This is a genomic window from Ruminococcus sp. AM42-11 (assembly GCF_003480145.1).
GTDB classification, from domain to species: Bacteria; Bacillota; Clostridia; order Lachnospirales; family Lachnospiraceae; genus Blautia_A; species Blautia_A faecis.
In genome coordinates this window covers 68,709-84,339 of record NZ_QUIO01000012.1, presented here as the reverse complement: position 1 = coordinate 84,339, position 15,631 = coordinate 68,709, and the positions used below count along the sequence as shown (strand labels likewise).

17 protein-coding genes and 3 pseudogenes are annotated in these 15,631 nt (G+C 44.9%); 6 read left to right on the top strand and 14 right to left on the bottom strand.

Annotation, left to right across the window (positions count from 1 at the left end):
- Positions 1-3: 3 nt before the first annotated feature.
- Positions 4-1,872, bottom strand: a complete 1,869-nt coding sequence (locus DW904_RS09095; RefSeq protein WP_118579555.1) for a heavy metal translocating P-type ATPase — start codon at positions 1,870-1,872, stop codon at positions 4-6.
- Between the two features lie 67 nt (positions 1,873-1,939).
- On the bottom strand, positions 1,940-2,119 hold the full coding sequence (locus DW904_RS25350; RefSeq protein ID WP_334300299.1) for a DUF6783 domain-containing protein: 180 nt from the start codon (positions 2,117-2,119) through the stop codon (positions 1,940-1,942).
- Here DW904_RS25350 and DW904_RS25345 point away from each other — a divergent pair.
- Positions 2,051-2,200 carry a DUF6783 domain-containing protein gene (locus DW904_RS25345; RefSeq protein ID WP_347562078.1) on the top strand — a complete coding sequence of 50 codons (150 nt, stop codon included), beginning with the start codon at positions 2,051-2,053 and terminating at the stop codon, positions 2,198-2,200. The genes DW904_RS25350 and DW904_RS25345 overlap by 69 nt on opposite strands.
- On the opposite strand, the gene DW904_RS09085 is transcribed toward DW904_RS25345, so the two are convergent.
- Positions 2,195-2,413, bottom strand: a complete 219-nt coding sequence (locus tag DW904_RS09085) for a cation transporter (protein ID WP_118579549.1) — start codon at positions 2,411-2,413, stop codon at positions 2,195-2,197. The genes DW904_RS25345 and DW904_RS09085 overlap by 6 nt on opposite strands.
- 254 nt (positions 2,414-2,667) lie before the next feature.
- Between DW904_RS09085 and DW904_RS09080 the strand changes: the two genes are divergently transcribed.
- A complete protein-coding gene (locus DW904_RS09080) occupies positions 2,668-3,144 on the top strand; it encodes a small multi-drug export protein (RefSeq protein ID WP_118579636.1) in 477 nt (158 codons plus the stop codon).
- A gap of 78 nt (positions 3,145-3,222) precedes the next feature.
- On the opposite strand, the pseudogene DW904_RS25340 reads toward DW904_RS09080, so the two are convergent.
- Positions 3,223-3,348 (bottom strand): annotated as a pseudogene (locus DW904_RS25340) (DUF6783 domain-containing protein); the annotation flags it as partial.
- Between DW904_RS25340 and DW904_RS25335 the strand changes: the two are divergent.
- The gene (locus tag DW904_RS25335) at positions 3,307-3,447 is read left to right on the top strand and encodes a DUF6783 domain-containing protein (RefSeq protein ID WP_308768423.1); all 141 of its coding nucleotides are present in this window, start codon (positions 3,307-3,309) and stop codon (positions 3,445-3,447) included. The pseudogene DW904_RS25340 and the gene DW904_RS25335 sit on opposite strands and share 42 nt — an antisense overlap.
- 122 nt (positions 3,448-3,569) lie before the next feature.
- Here the strand turns inward: DW904_RS25335 and DW904_RS09070 are convergent, their stop codons facing one another.
- Positions 3,570-3,839 carry a hypothetical protein gene (locus DW904_RS09070; protein WP_243110356.1) on the bottom strand — a complete coding sequence of 90 codons (270 nt, stop codon included), beginning with the start codon at positions 3,837-3,839 and terminating at the stop codon, positions 3,570-3,572.
- Positions 3,840-3,973: 134 nt separating this feature from the next.
- Positions 3,974-4,636 (bottom strand): Crp/Fnr family transcriptional regulator, encoded by a 663-nt coding sequence (locus tag DW904_RS09065; protein WP_118579543.1) that lies wholly within the window; start codon positions 4,634-4,636, stop codon positions 3,974-3,976.
- 242 nt (positions 4,637-4,878) lie between these two features.
- Between DW904_RS09065 and hcp the strand changes: the two genes are divergently transcribed.
- Together hcp and DW904_RS09055 are read left to right on the top strand one after the other, a co-directional pair.
- On the top strand, positions 4,879-6,474 hold the full coding sequence (gene hcp, locus DW904_RS09060) for a hydroxylamine reductase (RefSeq protein ID WP_226838092.1): 1,596 nt from the start codon (positions 4,879-4,881) through the stop codon (positions 6,472-6,474).
- A gap of 13 nt (positions 6,475-6,487) precedes the next feature.
- Complete coding sequence (locus DW904_RS09055) at positions 6,488-7,099, top strand: 4Fe-4S binding protein (protein WP_118579540.1); 612 nt, start codon at positions 6,488-6,490, stop codon at positions 7,097-7,099.
- 159 nt (positions 7,100-7,258) lie between these two features.
- On the opposite strand, the gene DW904_RS09050 is transcribed toward DW904_RS09055, so the two are convergent.
- The 7 genes from DW904_RS09050 to DW904_RS25330 form a co-directional block, all read right to left on the bottom strand.
- Positions 7,259-8,056 carry an HAD family hydrolase gene (locus DW904_RS09050; RefSeq protein WP_118579537.1) on the bottom strand — a complete coding sequence of 266 codons (798 nt, stop codon included), beginning with the start codon at positions 8,054-8,056 and terminating at the stop codon, positions 7,259-7,261.
- A 356-nt stretch (positions 8,057-8,412) separates the two neighbouring features.
- A complete protein-coding gene (locus DW904_RS09045) occupies positions 8,413-9,165 on the bottom strand; it encodes a DeoR/GlpR family DNA-binding transcription regulator (protein ID WP_118579534.1) in 753 nt (250 codons plus the stop codon).
- Positions 9,159-10,808 (bottom strand): phosphoenolpyruvate--protein phosphotransferase, encoded by a 1,650-nt coding sequence (gene ptsP, locus DW904_RS09040; RefSeq protein WP_118579531.1) that lies wholly within the window; start codon positions 10,806-10,808, stop codon positions 9,159-9,161. The genes DW904_RS09045 and ptsP overlap by 7 nt, the downstream gene beginning before the upstream one ends.
- Positions 10,809-10,967: 159 nt before the next feature.
- Positions 10,968-11,225, bottom strand: a complete 258-nt coding sequence (locus DW904_RS09035) for an HPr family phosphocarrier protein (protein ID WP_118579528.1) — start codon at positions 11,223-11,225, stop codon at positions 10,968-10,970.
- Between the two features lie 219 nt (positions 11,226-11,444).
- Positions 11,445-13,358 carry a fructose-specific PTS transporter subunit EIIC gene (locus DW904_RS09030; RefSeq protein WP_118579525.1) on the bottom strand — a complete coding sequence of 638 codons (1,914 nt, stop codon included), beginning with the start codon at positions 13,356-13,358 and terminating at the stop codon, positions 11,445-11,447.
- Positions 13,355-14,287, bottom strand: coding sequence for a 1-phosphofructokinase (pfkB, locus tag DW904_RS09025; protein ID WP_118579522.1), 933 nt, complete (start codon positions 14,285-14,287; stop codon positions 13,355-13,357). The genes DW904_RS09030 and pfkB overlap by 4 nt, the downstream gene beginning before the upstream one ends.
- A gap of 153 nt (positions 14,288-14,440) precedes the next feature.
- Positions 14,441-14,569, bottom strand: a complete 129-nt coding sequence (locus DW904_RS25330; protein ID WP_313721186.1) for a DUF6783 domain-containing protein — start codon at positions 14,567-14,569, stop codon at positions 14,441-14,443.
- Between DW904_RS25330 and DW904_RS25325 the strand changes: the two are divergent.
- A pseudogene (locus tag DW904_RS25325) lies at positions 14,528-14,665 on the top strand (DUF6783 domain-containing protein); the annotation flags it as partial. The gene DW904_RS25330 and the pseudogene DW904_RS25325 overlap by 42 nt on opposite strands.
- A gap of 165 nt (positions 14,666-14,830) precedes the next feature.
- Here DW904_RS25325 and DW904_RS25320 read toward each other — a convergent pair.
- Positions 14,831-15,568 (bottom strand): annotated as a pseudogene (locus DW904_RS25320) (ABC transporter permease); the annotation flags it as partial.
- Positions 15,569-15,631 lie beyond the last annotated feature (63 nt).

Sequence of the window (15,631 nt, the reverse complement as noted above, 5' to 3'; positions counted from 1 at the left end):
TCATCAAAGATTTTTCACAAACAAAGTACGGATTGCATTGAGCACTGCCAGTACCATAACTCCTACATCTGCAAAAATGGCTATCCACATGTTTGCAATGCCGAGGGCACCAAGTACCAGGCAGATCAGTTTCACGCCAATTGCAAAATAAATATTTTCATATACAATTCGCATACACTTCTTGGCAATGCGAATGGCTTTCCCAATCTTCAACGGGTCATCGTCCATCAGGACAACGTCAGCCGCCTCGATTGCAGCATCAGAACCAAGAGCACCCATTGCAATACCAATATCCGCTCTTGAAAGAACCGGTGCATCATTGATTCCGTCTCCAACGAAGGCAAGCTTCTCTTTTTCAGACTTGTCTGAAAGAAGCTCTTCCACCTTGGAAACCTTATCTGCAGGAAGAAGCTCGCTGTGAACCTCTCCGATTCCAAGGTCAGCTGCTACAGACTCTGCCACTTTTTTTCCGTCACCGGTGAGCATAACCGTTCTTGTAATGCCTGCTTTTTTCAGGTTCTCAATTGCCTCTTTGGCATGAGGTTTGATAATGTCAGAAATCAGGATATGACCTGCATATTTTCCATCCACAGCCATATGGACAACCGTTCCTACATGATGGCACTCTTTGTACGCAATACCAAGACGGTTCATCAGCTTCGCGTTGCCGGCAGCTACAGACACACCGTCCACCTTTGCAATAACACCGTTTCCACCGATTTCCTCAATGTCTGTGACACGGCTGCGGTCAATTGGCTTGCCATATGCTTTCTGAAGGCTCTTGCTGATGGGGTGTGAGGAAGAGCACTCTGCATATGCTGCATATTCCAGAAGCTTTGCATCCTCCATCTCATTATGGTGGATTCCGCTGACCTCGAATACGCCCTTTGTCATAGTACCTGTTTTATCAAAAACAACAATCTTCGTCTGGGAAAGTGTCTCCAGATAGTTGGAGCCTTTTACCAGAACGCCCTGATTGCTGGCACCACCGATTCCAGCAAAGAAACTGAGGGGAATACTGATCACCAGTGCACATGGACAGCTGATTACAAGGAACGTCAGGGCACGGTAGATCCAGTCTCCCCATTCCGGAGAAAGTCCCATAAACAGCATTCTGCAAAGAGGCGGAATGACTGCAAGTGCCAGAGCACTGTAGCAAACTGCCGGGGTATAATATTTCGCAAATTTTGAAATAAAGTTTTCAGATCTGGATTTCTTGGAGCTGGAGTTCTCAACAAGATCCAGGATCTTGGAAACCGTAGATTCACCGAATTCCTTTGTGGTGCGGATTTTCAATACACCTGTCATGTTGATACAGCCGCTGATGACCTCATCTCCCACTTTCGCATCTCGCGGAAGGCTTTCTCCTGTCAGTGCGCTTGTATTTAATGTGGAATTTCCGTCTTCAATCGTTCCGTCAATCGGAATCTTCTCTCCCGGCTGAACCACAATGATAGTTCCAACCTCTACCTCGTCCGGGTCTACCTTTTCCAGCTTGCCGTCCTGCTCGATATTTGCATAATCCGGACGGATATCCATCAGCTCGCTGATATTTCTTCTGCTCTTTCCAACGGCATAACTCTGGAAAAGTTCTCCGATCTGGTAAAACAGCATAACCGCAGTGCCTTCCTGATAATCGCCGAGAGCAATGGCACCAATTGTGGCAACTGCCATCAGAAAGTTTTCATCAAATACCTGACGGTTCCTAATTCCCTTAAACGCTTTTTTCAGAATATCATAACCGATTACCAGATATGGGATCATGTAAAGTGCCATTCGAAGAAAGCCATCTACCGGAAGAAAGCGCAGCAAAACCAAAAGGACAAAAGCAATAATAATTCTGGTCAATACTTTTTTCTGCTTCTTGTTCATATTCTTTCACATGCCCTGAGGGCACGGCCTCCATTATAATGATGTCGCTGGCACGCGACATATTCGCTTAATTCATTTGCGTGACTGAACAGAGTACATCCTGTCCGGTCATTGTCTTACCGTTCATTCTGTGCCTAGAACGTGTTTGAAAAAAGCTTTCTGCAAGATGTGCGTCACAATTTGTGGGAGATTTCGCCCGGATGAGGGCGCCGTAGCGGGCTACGGCAACCGAACTCGGGCAAAATATACTGCAAAGTGGGGCGTGCAGATTGCGGGAATGATTTTTCAAACACGCTCTAGTAACTGCTTTTCCTCATTGTTTTCATAAGAAGATCTCGCAGTCGTCTTCTACTTTCTTACAGTTCTTCAGGACTTCCTGCATAACAGCCTTCGGCTCCTGTCCATCTTCAAACTCAACGATCATTTTCAGAGTCATGAAATTTACAGTCGCATCCTTAACACCAGCAGTGTTCTTAGCAGCTTCCTCCATCTTGTTTGCACAGTTTGCGCAGTCAACATCGATCTTGTAAGTTTTTTTCATGGTAGTGGTCTCCTTTTGAAAATGTTTTCTTTTTTCATATGAACAATTATTCATATGTTTGTTTTTATTATAGCATTTAAATAACTTCTGTCAATAGGTTTGGCATAAAATCTTTCTTTTTCTATGATTTAGCATAAATGCTTTCTTTTTCCTGTATTAATATAGTAATTTCTTTTTTTGCTCTGTTCAATTCTATTTTTTTCGTGTATAATAACCCAGATGTTATTGGAATGAAATTAGAGGAGATTTTAAACATGAAAAGTTATCTAATCGTTTTTCTTATTTCTATGGTACCGCTGATCGAGCTGCGAGGCGCGATTCCGTATGCTGTAGGTTTCGGAATTCCGCTGGTTCCGGCGTACATTATTGCCATTATCGGAAACATGCTTCCAGTACCGTTCATCTACTTCTTCGCCCGCAAGGTTCTGGAGTGGGGCAAGGATAAACCGGTGATCGGGCGCTTCTTTACCTTCTGTCTTGAGAAAGGCGAAAAAGGAGGAAAGGCCCTTCAGGCAAAGGCCGGCCGCGGATTATTCGTAGCGCTTCTGCTCTTCGTAGGAATTCCTCTTCCCGGCACAGGTGCCTGGACCGGAACCCTGGCTGCCAGCCTTCTGGACATGGACTTTAAGTCCAGTGTTCTGGCTGTAATGCTTGGTGTCATTCTGGCTGGTCTTATTATGGGCGCTGCAAGTGCAGGACTTTTTGGGGCATTATTTGCAGTATTCAGCTGACAGGATTACAAGAAAAAGTATATGAAGTTTATCTGATTACGAATAAACTCATATACTTTTTTTATGCCTTAAAAGAAACTAAAACAAGCCTCTGTCGTTTTCGCTCGTCTTAGAGCCTGTTTGAAAAATCATTCCTGCAATCTGCACGCCCCACTTTGCGGTATATTTCACCCGAATTCGGTTGTCGTAGCCCGCTACGACGCCCTCATCCGGGCAAAATCTCCCACAAATTGTGACGCACATCTTGCAGAAAGCCTTTTTCAAACACGCTCTAGTTTCTTTTCCCACTCATTTTTTAATTAATGTTTTTGTTCCTGTTCACAGAAAACCCGAAAATTGCGGTGCAAAATCATGCGAATGCATGATTTCTGTGCATCACGAAGCGTGCTGCCGGTCAGGTCATAAACAGCAACATGTTTTTAGCTTCAGAAATTGTAATACGGTTCCTCATCCCGTGCCCGATACTCATGCTTCTCATAATAGCCGATCAAAGCTCCATCCTCATCACGCAGGGCTACCATATATACGTCCTTCGCCTGTTTCTCATTATAAAAAGTATGGATCCGGTTGTGCTCCTTATCTTCTTCAAACCAGGCAACCACTTTTTCAATTATTTCCTTTGACTTCGGATTGTGACAGTTCATAAGACTTTTTCCAAGCAGTGCCTCACCACCCCATTTATGATAACTCTCCACGGCCTCGGATTCATGTAGATAATTTCATGCTTCAGGTTGCAGATAACAACGGATGCAACATCCTGATCGATAATACTCTTAAAATATGGTGTCAGATTCATTTTAAATTTCTCCCTCCTACTTTAGAGCCTTTTTCAAACACACTCCAGATAATGGATCTGGTTTCTGTTTACTTCAATAATTCCCTCTTTTCGCATTTTTCCAAGCTCATTGGAAAGCGCACTTCTGTCTACGCCAAGATAATCAGCCAGTTCCTGCCGGTTAAAGGGGATCATAAACCGGCTGCTGCCCTGCTGCACCATCTCCTGGGAAAAATAGGAAAGCAGTCTCCCCCGGATGGATTTCGGTGCCGTATGAAGGCTTCTTCTGGAAAGTTCCAGGTTCTTCTTCGCCATAACCATCAGCATGTTATGAATCAGTTTCTCGTGACAGGGGCAGGTATCCGGACAGGTGCGAAAAATCTTTCCCACCTCCAGAAAAAGGATCTGGCAGTCCTCTGCAGCTGTCACCCCTATGAGCAGCTTTTCCCCTGGAATGCAGGCATATGTCTCTCCGAAAACCTGGCCTGGCGCAATCCGGTTCAGAATACTCTTGTTTCCCATCATGTCAATGCTCTCAATATGAACACTGCCGTTAAGCACAAGTCCCATCATCTTCACCTGGTCTCCCACCTGCCAGATCGTGCTGCCCTTGGCAAAGCTTTGCGGAGTGGCTTTCAGACAGGAAAGCATGTGCTTTGTTTCTTCTGGACTTGTTCCCTGAAAGAGAAAAGTCCTGGAAAGAAATTCATAATTCATTTTTCTCCTTTTGTTGTTATAACAACATACTTGTTGGGTGGATTATATTATAGTATGCGTACAAAGTCAAGGACGGTGGCAGAAATAAATTATCCATCTCTGACTTTCTCATGCGAAGCGAAAAGAATTTCCTGTTACTTTTCCTTTTGCAATTACAAAACAATCAGAAACCAATCAACTTATTTTCACGAAATGCTTATACCTTATAGAACAATATGATCAAATTCAGGAGGAAACTATTTATGGAACAGAACATGTTTTGTTTTCAGTGTGAACAAACTGCCGGATGTACCGGCTGTACAGGTGCCAAAGGAGTCTGTGGAAAAACCGCTGATACAGCCAGACTTCAGGATGAACTTACCGGAGCTCTCATCGGACTCTCCCATGCAGCAGATGAGAATACACCACTTGCAGAAACCACATGGAAACTGATGGTGGAAGGTCTGTTTGCTACCCTTACCAACGTAAGCTTCGATGACAAAGCCATCGCAGAAATCACAGACCGCATCCACCAGGAAAAAGCCCGGCTTCGCCCAGACTGTGGCGGCTGCGCTTCCCCTTGCGGACATAACGACGACTACGATATGAAGCTTCTCTGGAACGCCCAGGAAGACATCCGCTCCCTGAAATCTCTGATTCTCTTTGGAATCCGCGGAATGGCGGCTTATGCCTACCATGCAATGACACTTGGATATACTGACACAGAAGTAAACGAATTTTTCGCAAAAGCACTTTTTGCACTGGGCGAGGACTGGGATATGGACCTGCTTCTTCCTATTGTAATGGAAACAGGTAAATACAATCTTTCCTGCATGGAGCTTCTTGACCGCGCTAACACTGCCACTTACGGCACACCAGCTCCTGTTACAGTACCTCTTACTGTGGAAAAAGGCCCATTCATCGTCATTACCGGTCACGACCTGCATGACCTGAAACTTCTTCTGGAACAAACAGAAGGAAAAGGCATTAATATTTACACCCACGGTGAAATGCTTCCCTGTCATGCTTATCCGGAACTGAAAAAGTACAGTCACCTGAAAGGAAACTTCGGTACTGCATGGCAGAACCAGCAAAAAGAATTTGCAGAGCTCCCAGCTCCTGTTCTTTTTACCACAAACTGCCTGATGCCGCCGAAACCAAGCTACATGGACCGGGTATTTACTACAGGAACTGTCACTTTCCCTGGAACTGTTCACATTAATGAAGAAAAAGATTTCACACCAGTTATCCAGCGTGCCCTGGAGCTTGGCGGATATCAGGAAGACCAGCATTTTACCGGAATCAACGGCGGAACTTCCGTTACAACCGGCTTCTCCCATGGAACCATTCTTGGCGTTGCAGATCAGGTAATTGATGCTGTAAAAGCAGGTGCTATCCGTCACTTTTTCCTGGTAGCAGGCTGCGACGGCGCAAGAAGCGGACGCAATTACTATACCGATTTTGTAAAGCAGTCTCCTTCTGATTCCGTAATTCTTACACTTGCATGTGGAAAATACAGATTTAACGATCTGGACCTTGGAACCATCGGTGGGCTTCCAAGACTGATGGATATGGGACAGTGCAACGATGCTTACGGCGCGATCAAGGTTGCGGGCGCTCTTGCAGAAGCATTTGGATGTGGGGTAAATGAGCTTCCTCTTTCCATGGTGCTCTCCTGGTATGAGCAGAAAGCAGTTTCCATTCTGCTTACCTTGCTTCACCTTGGAATCAAAAACATCCGTCTTGGCCCGACCCTTCCGGCATTTTTATCACAGAATGTGCTGAATTATCTGGTAGAAAACTTTGGGATCGCTGCGATTACTACGCCAGAGGAAGACTTGAAAACGTTGTTGGGATAAGGAGGATACTCTCATGATCAGAAAAATCATTCATATAGATGAAGAAAAATGTAACGGCTGCGGGCTCTGTGCCCGCGCCTGCCACGAAAGTGCAATTGGAATTATAGATGGTAAAGCAAAACTGCTTCGTGAAGATTACTGCGACGGTCTGGGCGACTGCCTCCCTGCCTGTCCAACAAATGCCATTTCTTTTGTAGAAAAGGAGGCAGCTGCTTACGACGAAGCCGCAGTTCTGGAAAATAAGAAAAAGCTGGAAGCACACTCCCAGCTTCAACAGTGGCCGGTACAGATTAAGTTAGTTCCTATCAATGCTCCATATTTTGACGATGCTGACCTTCTTATTGCTGCAGACTGCACAGCCTATGCTTACGCTAACTTCCATCAGGATTTTATCAAAGGTAAGATTACTCTTATCGGCTGTCCGAAACTGGACTCTGTAGATTACAGCGAAAAGCTCACCGAAATCATCCGTCAGAACAATATCAAGAGTGTTACCATCGTGCGTATGGAAGTTCCATGCTGCGGCGGAATCCAGAATGCAGCCATAAATGCCATGAAAGCCAGCGGAAAATTTCTTCCATGGCAGGTGTACACCATCTCCACAGATGGAAGGATTCTTGCCTGATTTTGCCCCACAAAAATCCGGACTGCTCCACACAGCCCGGATTTTTTATACCTGTAATCCCTTTGATTGATGAATCATATCTTCCACTACAATATCAAAGATTTCTCCAATGGAATTACAAAATTGAATGTACTCCCATTTCTTTATTCTTCTTTTCTCTTATAACTCCAAAATCATCTTTAACACATTCAGTACGCTGTCCGGACCTGGTTTCTCCAGTACGTATCTGGCGGCCTGCTTGGCTTCCTCGCGGGCAGTAGTAACTGCATAGCTCTTTCCAGCTTCCAGCAGCATGCTCACATCATTGCAGTTATCTCCGAAAGCAACAACCTCTTCTCTCTTCGTAATTCCAAGACGGTTACAAAGTTTCTGAAGAGCATTTCCTTTTCCGGAATGCACATCCACGAAATCCACCCAGTAATCACCGGAAGCCATGATCTGAATCTTATCTCCAAAACGCCGCTTCGCTTCCTCTGCTCCTACAGCTGCATCCACTTCTTCATTGTACATGGCAACTTTTGTCATAGTTTCTGGAGCATTCAGTACATCGTCCACTTCATTTACATGAAGCTTGTACCCTTCCCGAAGTTTCTTCACAAAAGCCTGGTCTGCCCGCTCCACGTATGCCTGGGCACTGCCTGCTGTCATGAAAGAAGCTCCCTCCTGGGCTCTCACATACTCCACAACCTCTTTGAGTATATCTGCAGGAATTGCCATTTTCTCAATAATCTCTCTCTGATAGGAAATGATTCCACCGTTTCCTGCAATAAAATAAATATCATCTTTCACAGGTGCAAACACTCTTTCAATACTGTCATATTCTCTGCCACTGACAGCCGCAAATACAATTCCCTTAGCCTTCAGCTTTCGGATAATGTCATAAATTTCCGGATTAATATCCATGGTGCCTTCTTTCAGAAGTGTACCATCCAGATCTGATGCGATCAGTTTTATCATAGCTCTACCTCATGTATTCTGCTAGTACATAACAGGGGATTCCAACATATTTTCTATTCCATAAAAATCCACAGAACTCCCAACCTTTATCTGTCAGAAATCCTGTGGACTATTATACTATGAAAGGAACACTTTATCCAGAGTATATTAAAAAAATCATTCCTGCAATTCCAAAGACAGTGTTACTGTTCACTCCGTTCACAGTAACACGCTTCGCGATGCACAGAAAGACGAACCTTCTTGTGACAAGCACAAGAAGTAGCGTTTGCTGCGCAAACTTAATTCTCGGGTTTTCTGTGAACTTTGTTCACAAAAAACACCTCGCGGAACGTTACCAGTGAACAGTAACAAGACAGTTACTGTTCCTTCTGTACTTCTATAATATTAGCACAATCTTCATAGCCAGACGGAATCCTGTCTGTAATTATCGTAGATCTGTAAAAATCTGCAAAGGTCACAGAACTGATATTGTCAAACTTGGAACTATCGCAGAGCACATAGCACTCCCTGCACTGCTCCATGGCAGCTGCTTTAACTGCCGCTTCATTGGCATCCGGGGTAGTACAGCCACTCTTTCTGGTAAGTCCATTGGTTCCAAAAAAGCCTTTGGTAAAATGATAACCACGAATCGTATTCATAGCCTGATTACCAATTACTGCTTCTGTAGTGCTCTTCAGCTCTCCACCTACAAGAAGAACCTTAAAGCCTCTTCCTGCCAGTGTCTGGGCATGTACCACTGCATTGGTAACAAATACTGCCCTTGTAACCTTAAGAAACTTCAGGATATCCCCAGTAGTAGTACCTGCATCAATATAGACAAAATCCTCATCCTGGATAAGACCTGCTGCATATTTTGCGATCCGGTCCTTCTCCTCCAGCTTCAGTCCCATTTTCTCGGCAACTGAATATTCATATGCAGTTACCCGCTCCTTCAGTTCCACGGCACCACCGAAAACTTTCTCCAGCTTGCCTTCCTTATCCAGTGCAGTGATATCTCTTCTCACTGTTGACTCTGATGTATCTAAAAGATCCTTCACTTCTGTGACAGTAATACTTCCTTTCTCTCTCAGAAGCTCCAAAATGATCTCATGTCGCTGCTGTGTTAACATTCTTTTCCCGCCTTATAATCTGTAACATTGGTTTCCAGAATGATCTTACGCAGTGGAAGAATACTTCCCGGTGAAACAGAAAGCTCGTCCACTCCCATTGCCAGAAACTCTTTTGTAAGTGACTGGTCAGCACCAAGTTCTCCACAGATTCCAGCCCAGATACCAGCCTTATGAGCATTCTCCATAACCAGGGAAATCATGCGCAGCACTGCCGGATGATGAGGATCAAAAAACAGGTCAAGCTGAGGATTCTGACGATCGATTGCCATAGTATACTGGCTGAGATCGTTGGTTCCGATGCTGAAGAAATCAACCTCTTTCGCAAGATCATCACTGATGATTGCTGCTGCCGGAGTCTCAATCATAATTCCCTGTTCCGGATTGCCAAACTCTACGCCCTGAGCGGTAAGCTCCGCTTTCACTTCCTCTACGATTCCCTTGATCTTACGCACTTCCTGTACGCTGGTGATCATAGGATACATAATTGCGATCTTGCCAAATGCACTGGCACGGAATAAAGCACGAAGCTGTGTCTTGAAAATCTCCGGTCTTGTCAGACAGATACGGATTGCCCTGCATCCCAGTGCCGGATTCTCTTCATGCTCCATGTGGAAATAATCGCATTGCTTGTCTGCACCAATGTCCAATGTACGGATGATCACTCTCTTGCCTGCCATAGTCTGTGCAACCTGTCTGTAAATCTGGAACTGTTCTTCCTCTGTTGGGAAATCTTCCTTCTCCAGATAAATAAACTCACTTCTGAAAAGACCGATTCCACCAGCATCATTCTGAATAACTGTTGCCAGATCCTTGATGTTGCCAATATTAGCGTACAGCATTACTTTCTGTCCGTCAAGTGTAACGTTCTCTTTTCCTTTAAGGGTCAAAAGAAGCTGCTTTCTGGAAAGATCTTCTTCCTGGCGCTTCTTCATCTCTGCCAGAGTCTCCTCATCCGGATCTACATAAAATGTACCGTCTGCCCCGTCTACAATTCCAAGTCTGCCATCCATCTCACTCTCAAGAGACACGGAAGTATTTACAAGTGCAGGAATCGCCATGGTCCTTGCAAGAATCGCTGTATGGGAATTCAAGGAGCCTTTCACTGTAACAAAAGAGAGAACTTTATCCTTATCCAGCTGTACAGTCTCTGATGGCGCCAGATCCTCTGCCACAATGATCTTCGGCTCGTCTGCATCTACAGCCCCTGTCTCTTCTCCATTTAAAATGGTGAGAAGCCGCTCAGAAATATCACGAACATCAGCTGCACGCTCTCTCATATAATCGTCGTCCATTGCCGAAAACATCTGCGCATAATTGTCACCTGTAGTTGCCACTGCATACTCTGCATTTACGCCCTGGCTGCGAATGATATTCTCTACAGATTCATTATATCCATCGTCCTCCATCATCATCTGATGAACTTCGAAGATTGCTGCATTGGCTTCCCCGACTTCTCTCAAGGCCTTATCGTAAAGTCCCTGAAGCTGTTTAATCCCTTCTGCTTTAGCTTTCTCATAGCGCGCCATCTCCTGTTCCGGATCATCAATCTTCACACGCTTAACCTGCTGCTCTTTTTTCTGATATACGCTGATCTTACCGATGGCAATACCACCGAAAACACTTTTTCCATTATATATCTGCATTTTTCTCTCCCACTTATTTGATCTGCTGACAGGAGACCAAACGCTCCTGCCATCCTATCCCGTTCTCGTGATACTCACCAAAGTCTCACGCAAATATCACTTTGACAAGCTGTTTACAAACAAACAGGGACATACCCGCAGGTATGTCCCCTTCCTGTCTTACAGAGTTTCCTGCATGAATTTGCTCACTGCCTCATATGCAGCGTCTTCATCTGCACCTTCAAATGTAAGAGTAACCTCGTCACCTTTCTTCACTGCAAGTCCCATAATTCCGAAGATTGCCTTACAATTCATAGCCTTGCCGCCCTTTGCGATCTTGATATCAGAAGAAAAAGCCTTTACTGCTTTTACAAGCTCTCCTGCTGGACGTGCGTGGATTCCTTCCGGGTCTGTTACAACATATTTAAATTCTCTCATGATTCATTCCTCCATTTTTCTTTTTATCTTTGGTCTCTATTGATTTTCTTATTATTTGATTTCTTTATATCTGATTTCACATTCTGTGTCAATCACTATTCACGATTATGTTACTGTTCATGACCTTCACAATAACACGATTATACCTGCATATCTTTTCCAGACATGAGTTACCATTCATTCCGCAGCCAATATTAGAGCCTGTTTGAACATCCATTGTCAGGCATTTTTCTTTTTCAGAACTCCCAGGAGCACTGCGGAAACAACAGTTCCCACTACCAGTGCACTCACATACTGCACTGCATTTCCCATAACCGGAACTACGAAGATTCCACCGTGAGGTGCCATCAGGGTACAGCCAAATGCCATGGACATTGCACCTGCAAGACCAGATCCCACAATACATGCCGGAAGCACATGAAGCGGGTCGGCTGCTGCAAAAGGAATGGCTCCCTCTGTGATAAAGGCAAGTCCCATAATAAAGTTGGTAGGACCAGACTCCCTTTCTTCTTTCGTAAATCTGTCTTTAAAAAGAAGTGTAGCAAGTGCGATGGCGCATGGCGGAACCATACCACCAACCATAACGGCTGCCATAATATCATAGTTACCAGCTGCAATCGCTGCAGTACCAAATACATATGCTGCCTTGTTAAACGGGCCACCCATATCGATTGCCATCATTCCGCCAAGGATCAGTCCAAGAATGATCTTACTGGAGCTTCCCATGGAGGTAAGTCCGTTATTCAGTGCTGTATTGATACCCCCCATGATGGGCTCTACAACAAACAGCATCAGAAGTCCCATGATCAGAATACCAACAACCGGATAAATCAGAACCGGCGCAATCTTCTCAAGGGCTTCCGGAAGCTTCTCACATACCTTACGAAGTCCCAGAATAATATATCCTGCTGCAAAACCAGCTACCAGAGCACCAAGAAAACCTGAAGTTCCGCTGTGTGCCATCATTCCACCCACAAAGCCAAGTGCAAGTGCCGGTCTGTCACCGATTGCCATGGCAATAAATCCCGCCAGAACCGGAAGCATAAAACCAAATGCCACATCACCGATTTGTTTGAACATAGCTGCCGCCGGAGTAATAGACCCAAAATTAGAGCGCTCGGCTACATCCAGGGCATTCATATCTACCATAAGACCATCGATCAAAAAGGCAATGGCGATCAGAATACCACCGCCAACTACAAACGGAAGCATATGGGAAACACCATTCATCAGCTGGGTGTAAATCTTGTGTCCCACACTGCCGCCGGCCTTATTCTGACTCTGTGATGAGGCTGATGCATTTCCGCTGTGATAAACCGGTACGTTTCCAGACATGGCAAGCTCTACAAGCTCATCAGCCTTATTGATTCCATCAGAAACCTGACGCTGAATCACTTTCTTTCCATCGAAACGATCCATGGGAACCTGGGCATCGGCCGCAACGATAATGCAGTCTGCATCCTGAATCTCCTGCTCTGTAAGCACATTCTTGGCTCCGCCAGAGCCTCTTGTCTCAATTTTCACAAAACAGTTCTTCGCCTTGGCAGCCTTCTCAATTCCTTCTGCTGCCATGTAGGTGTGGGCAATTCCTGTAGGACAGGAAGTAACAGCCAGAATCTTAAACTGATCCGCTTCAGCCTCTCCCATATCGGCCAGACGCTCATCTACGCTCTTCTTCTCCTCATCTGCCTGATCAATGATCGCAAGAAATTCCTCTGGTGTCTTCGCTGCACGAAGGCTCTTGGTAAAGTCCTCATCCATCAGCATCATGGAAAGCTTGCTGAGCACATCCAGATGAACATTATCCTCTGTATTTGGCGCAGCAATAAGAAACAGCAAGGTAACCGGCTCTCCGTCAAGAGAGTCAAAGTCAACCCCTCCCGGGATCACCATAGCGGCAAGTCCTGGTTTCTCTACTGCATCACATTTACCATGAGGAATGGCGATTCCCTCCCCGATTCCTGTAGTACTTTCTTCCTCTCTGGCATAGACCTGCTTACGGTACGCTTCCTCATCATTAATCTTGCCACTTCTGGTCATAAGGGAAACCGCTGCATCCAGAGTCTGAGACTTATCTGCTGGGGCAGCATTTAACGAAATACTTCTTACGTCCAGTAAATCTGTGATCCTCATTTCTTCCTTACCTCCTGATCCTTTCCTGTGATCTGCTGATATACAGCTTCAATCTCTTCTCTGGTAGCAAGATTCTCAGAAAACGCACTGGCACTTCCAGCTGCGATTCCCATGTGGAACGCATATTCATAATCCTGCTTCTCCATATATCCTGCCATAAATCCGGCAACCATGGAGTCTCCGGCTCCAACACCATTGATCAGCTTGCCTTTCGGTGCAGGCTCCTCATAAACGTCTCCATTCTCAGCAATAAGGACCGCGCCCTCTCCTGCCATGGAAATCAGTACATTCACAGCTCCCATCTCCTGGAGTTTCTTACCATATGGGATCACGGACTGGCGGTCTTTCAGTTCTACGCCGAAGATCTCACCAAGTTCATGGTTATTTGGCTTAATAAGAAATGGATGATAGGGGAGAACCTTCATCAGAAGATCTCTCGTCGCGTCCACTGCGATTCTTACGCCTCTGCCGTCCAGCATAGCCATGATCTTCTGGTAGGCATCATCCGGCATGGATGATGGAATGCTTCCGGAAAGGAAAAGTACATCGCCTTGTCCAAGCTCTCCTAACTGCTTCATCAGCAGATCCACCTTATCAGTTCCGATCTTCGGTCCCTGTCCATTGATTTCTGTACCGTCTATACTCTTCAGCTTCAGATTGATTCTGGAAAAGCCTTCCCCTACCTGGATGAAACCATTCCTCACACCCATCTCCTCAAGACGTCTGATAATCTCATCTCCGGTAAATCCGGCTGTAAATCCAAGGGCTGTACTCTCAATTCCCAGATTCATAAGAACTGTAGAAACATTAATTCCCTTGCCTCCCGGCAAAAGCATCTCCGAACTGGTTCGATTGGTAAGACCAAGCTGGAAGTTCTCTACCGACACGATGTAATCCAGTGACGGATTAAAAGTCACAGTGTAAATCATTTCTGCCTCCTGCTTATTTTTGCTTGTTTTTGATTTGTTGTGCTTATTATACTTTCATATACAGTCAAAGTCAATCAATCTTTTTCACAAGATTTTCACTTATGATTTATTACAATTGCACAAATATGAATTATTTTGACTGTTTTTGATTTTTTATATGCAACGATGTGCCAGAGCATGTTCAAAAAAGCTTTCTGCAAGATGTACGTCACAATTTGTGGGAGATTTTGTCCGGATGAGGGCGTCGTAGCAGGCTACGGCAACCGAATTCGGGCGAAACATACCGCAAAGTGGGGCGTACAGATTGCGGGAATGATTTTTCAGACGCGCTCCAGTACAGTGAAAATTAAGTATCTGCCACATTGGCGCAGTATATGACAGATCAGACAGATCAATATGGCGGTTATTTACTATTGGCTGTACGAATAGTAATATCCATAAATCACAAAAAAAATGCAGATATCAGGCTGTGCCCCAACCTGAACCCTGCATTTTTCTGTATTTTATAATGATGGTCAAAATCAGTCATCAAATTCTGTTATTTTAATCAGTTCGAAGCGCTGTCACCGGATCACTTTTAGCAGCTTTTCTTGATGGGATCAGTCCGCCAAGAAGAGTCAGAACCACGCTCAGTCCAATCAGAACTACTGCTGCCACAGGAGGAAGAGCCGCCTTCACATTCACTCCGTCAGCCAGTGACCGGATAATGCTGTTCGCAGGAATGAGAAGAAGCAATGTAATTCCAATCCCCATAGCACCTGCGCAAAATCCGATAATAAACGTCTCCGCATTGAACACCTGTGACACGTTGTGCCTGGAAGCACCAATCGCTCTTAGAATACCAATTTCTTTTTTCCTCTCCAGAACACTGATATACGTGATAACACCGATCATAATGGAAGAAACCACAAGGGAAATCGCTACAAAAGCCACCAGAACATAACTGATAATATTTACAATATTCGTAACTGACGACATCAGCGTTCCCACAAGATCCGTATAAGTGATCACCTTCTCATCCTCTCCTGCCGCTTCCATATCCGCGTTATACTGATCCAGAATACCTACAATTTCTGATTTACTTTCAAAATCCTTTGGATAGATATTAATTCCGCCAGGAACATTTAGATCTGCATATCCAAGCTTTTTCAGATTTCCGTCATAAGAAGAATTTTCAGATGACAGCAGGGACATCATGAGCTCTGAGAGGTCGTCCTCATTCATGTTCATCTGAATTGCTTTTGCAAAAGCCTCCGGATTAATGGAAAGCGCATCTTCCATATTTCCCATGCCGCTTCCCAATCCGCCAAGTCCGCTCATAGCCTGGCTCATGGCAGAAGTAAG

What these genes read in the sequence shown, in the direction of transcription:
- DW904_RS09095 (WP_118579555.1), bottom strand. Translation starts at nt 1,872, where the DNA reads ATGAACAAGAAGCAGAAAAAAGTATTGACCAGAATTATTATTGCTTTT.
- DW904_RS09085 (WP_118579549.1), bottom strand. Translation starts at nt 2,413, where the DNA reads ATGAAAAAAACTTACAAGATCGATGTTGACTGCGCAAACTGTGCAAAC.
- DW904_RS09080 (WP_118579636.1), top strand. Translation starts at nt 2,668, where the DNA reads ATGAAAAGTTATCTAATCGTTTTTCTTATTTCTATGGTACCGCTGATC.
- DW904_RS09065 (WP_118579543.1), bottom strand. Translation starts at nt 4,636, where the DNA reads ATGAATTATGAATTTCTTTCCAGGACTTTTCTCTTTCAGGGAACAAGT.
- hcp (WP_226838092.1), top strand. Translation starts at nt 4,879, where the DNA reads ATGGAACAGAACATGTTTTGTTTTCAGTGTGAACAAACTGCCGGATGT.
- DW904_RS09055 (WP_118579540.1), top strand. Translation starts at nt 6,488, where the DNA reads ATGATCAGAAAAATCATTCATATAGATGAAGAAAAATGTAACGGCTGC.
- DW904_RS09050 (WP_118579537.1), bottom strand. Translation starts at nt 8,056, where the DNA reads ATGATAAAACTGATCGCATCAGATCTGGATGGTACACTTCTGAAAGAA.
- DW904_RS09045 (WP_118579534.1), bottom strand. Translation starts at nt 9,165, where the DNA reads ATGTTAACACAGCAGCGACATGAGATCATTTTGGAGCTTCTGAGAGAG.
- ptsP (WP_118579531.1), bottom strand. Translation starts at nt 10,808, where the DNA reads ATGCAGATATATAATGGAAAAAGTGTTTTCGGTGGTATTGCCATCGGT.
- DW904_RS09035 (WP_118579528.1), bottom strand. Translation starts at nt 11,225, where the DNA reads ATGAGAGAATTTAAATATGTTGTAACAGACCCGGAAGGAATCCACGCA.
- DW904_RS09030 (WP_118579525.1), bottom strand. Translation starts at nt 13,358, where the DNA reads ATGAGGATCACAGATTTACTGGACGTAAGAAGTATTTCGTTAAATGCT.
- pfkB (WP_118579522.1), bottom strand. Translation starts at nt 14,287, where the DNA reads ATGATTTACACTGTGACTTTTAATCCGTCACTGGATTACATCGTGTCG.
- DW904_RS25330 (WP_313721186.1), bottom strand. Translation starts at nt 14,569, where the DNA reads ATGTTTCGCCCGAATTCGGTTGCCGTAGCCTGCTACGACGCCCTCATC.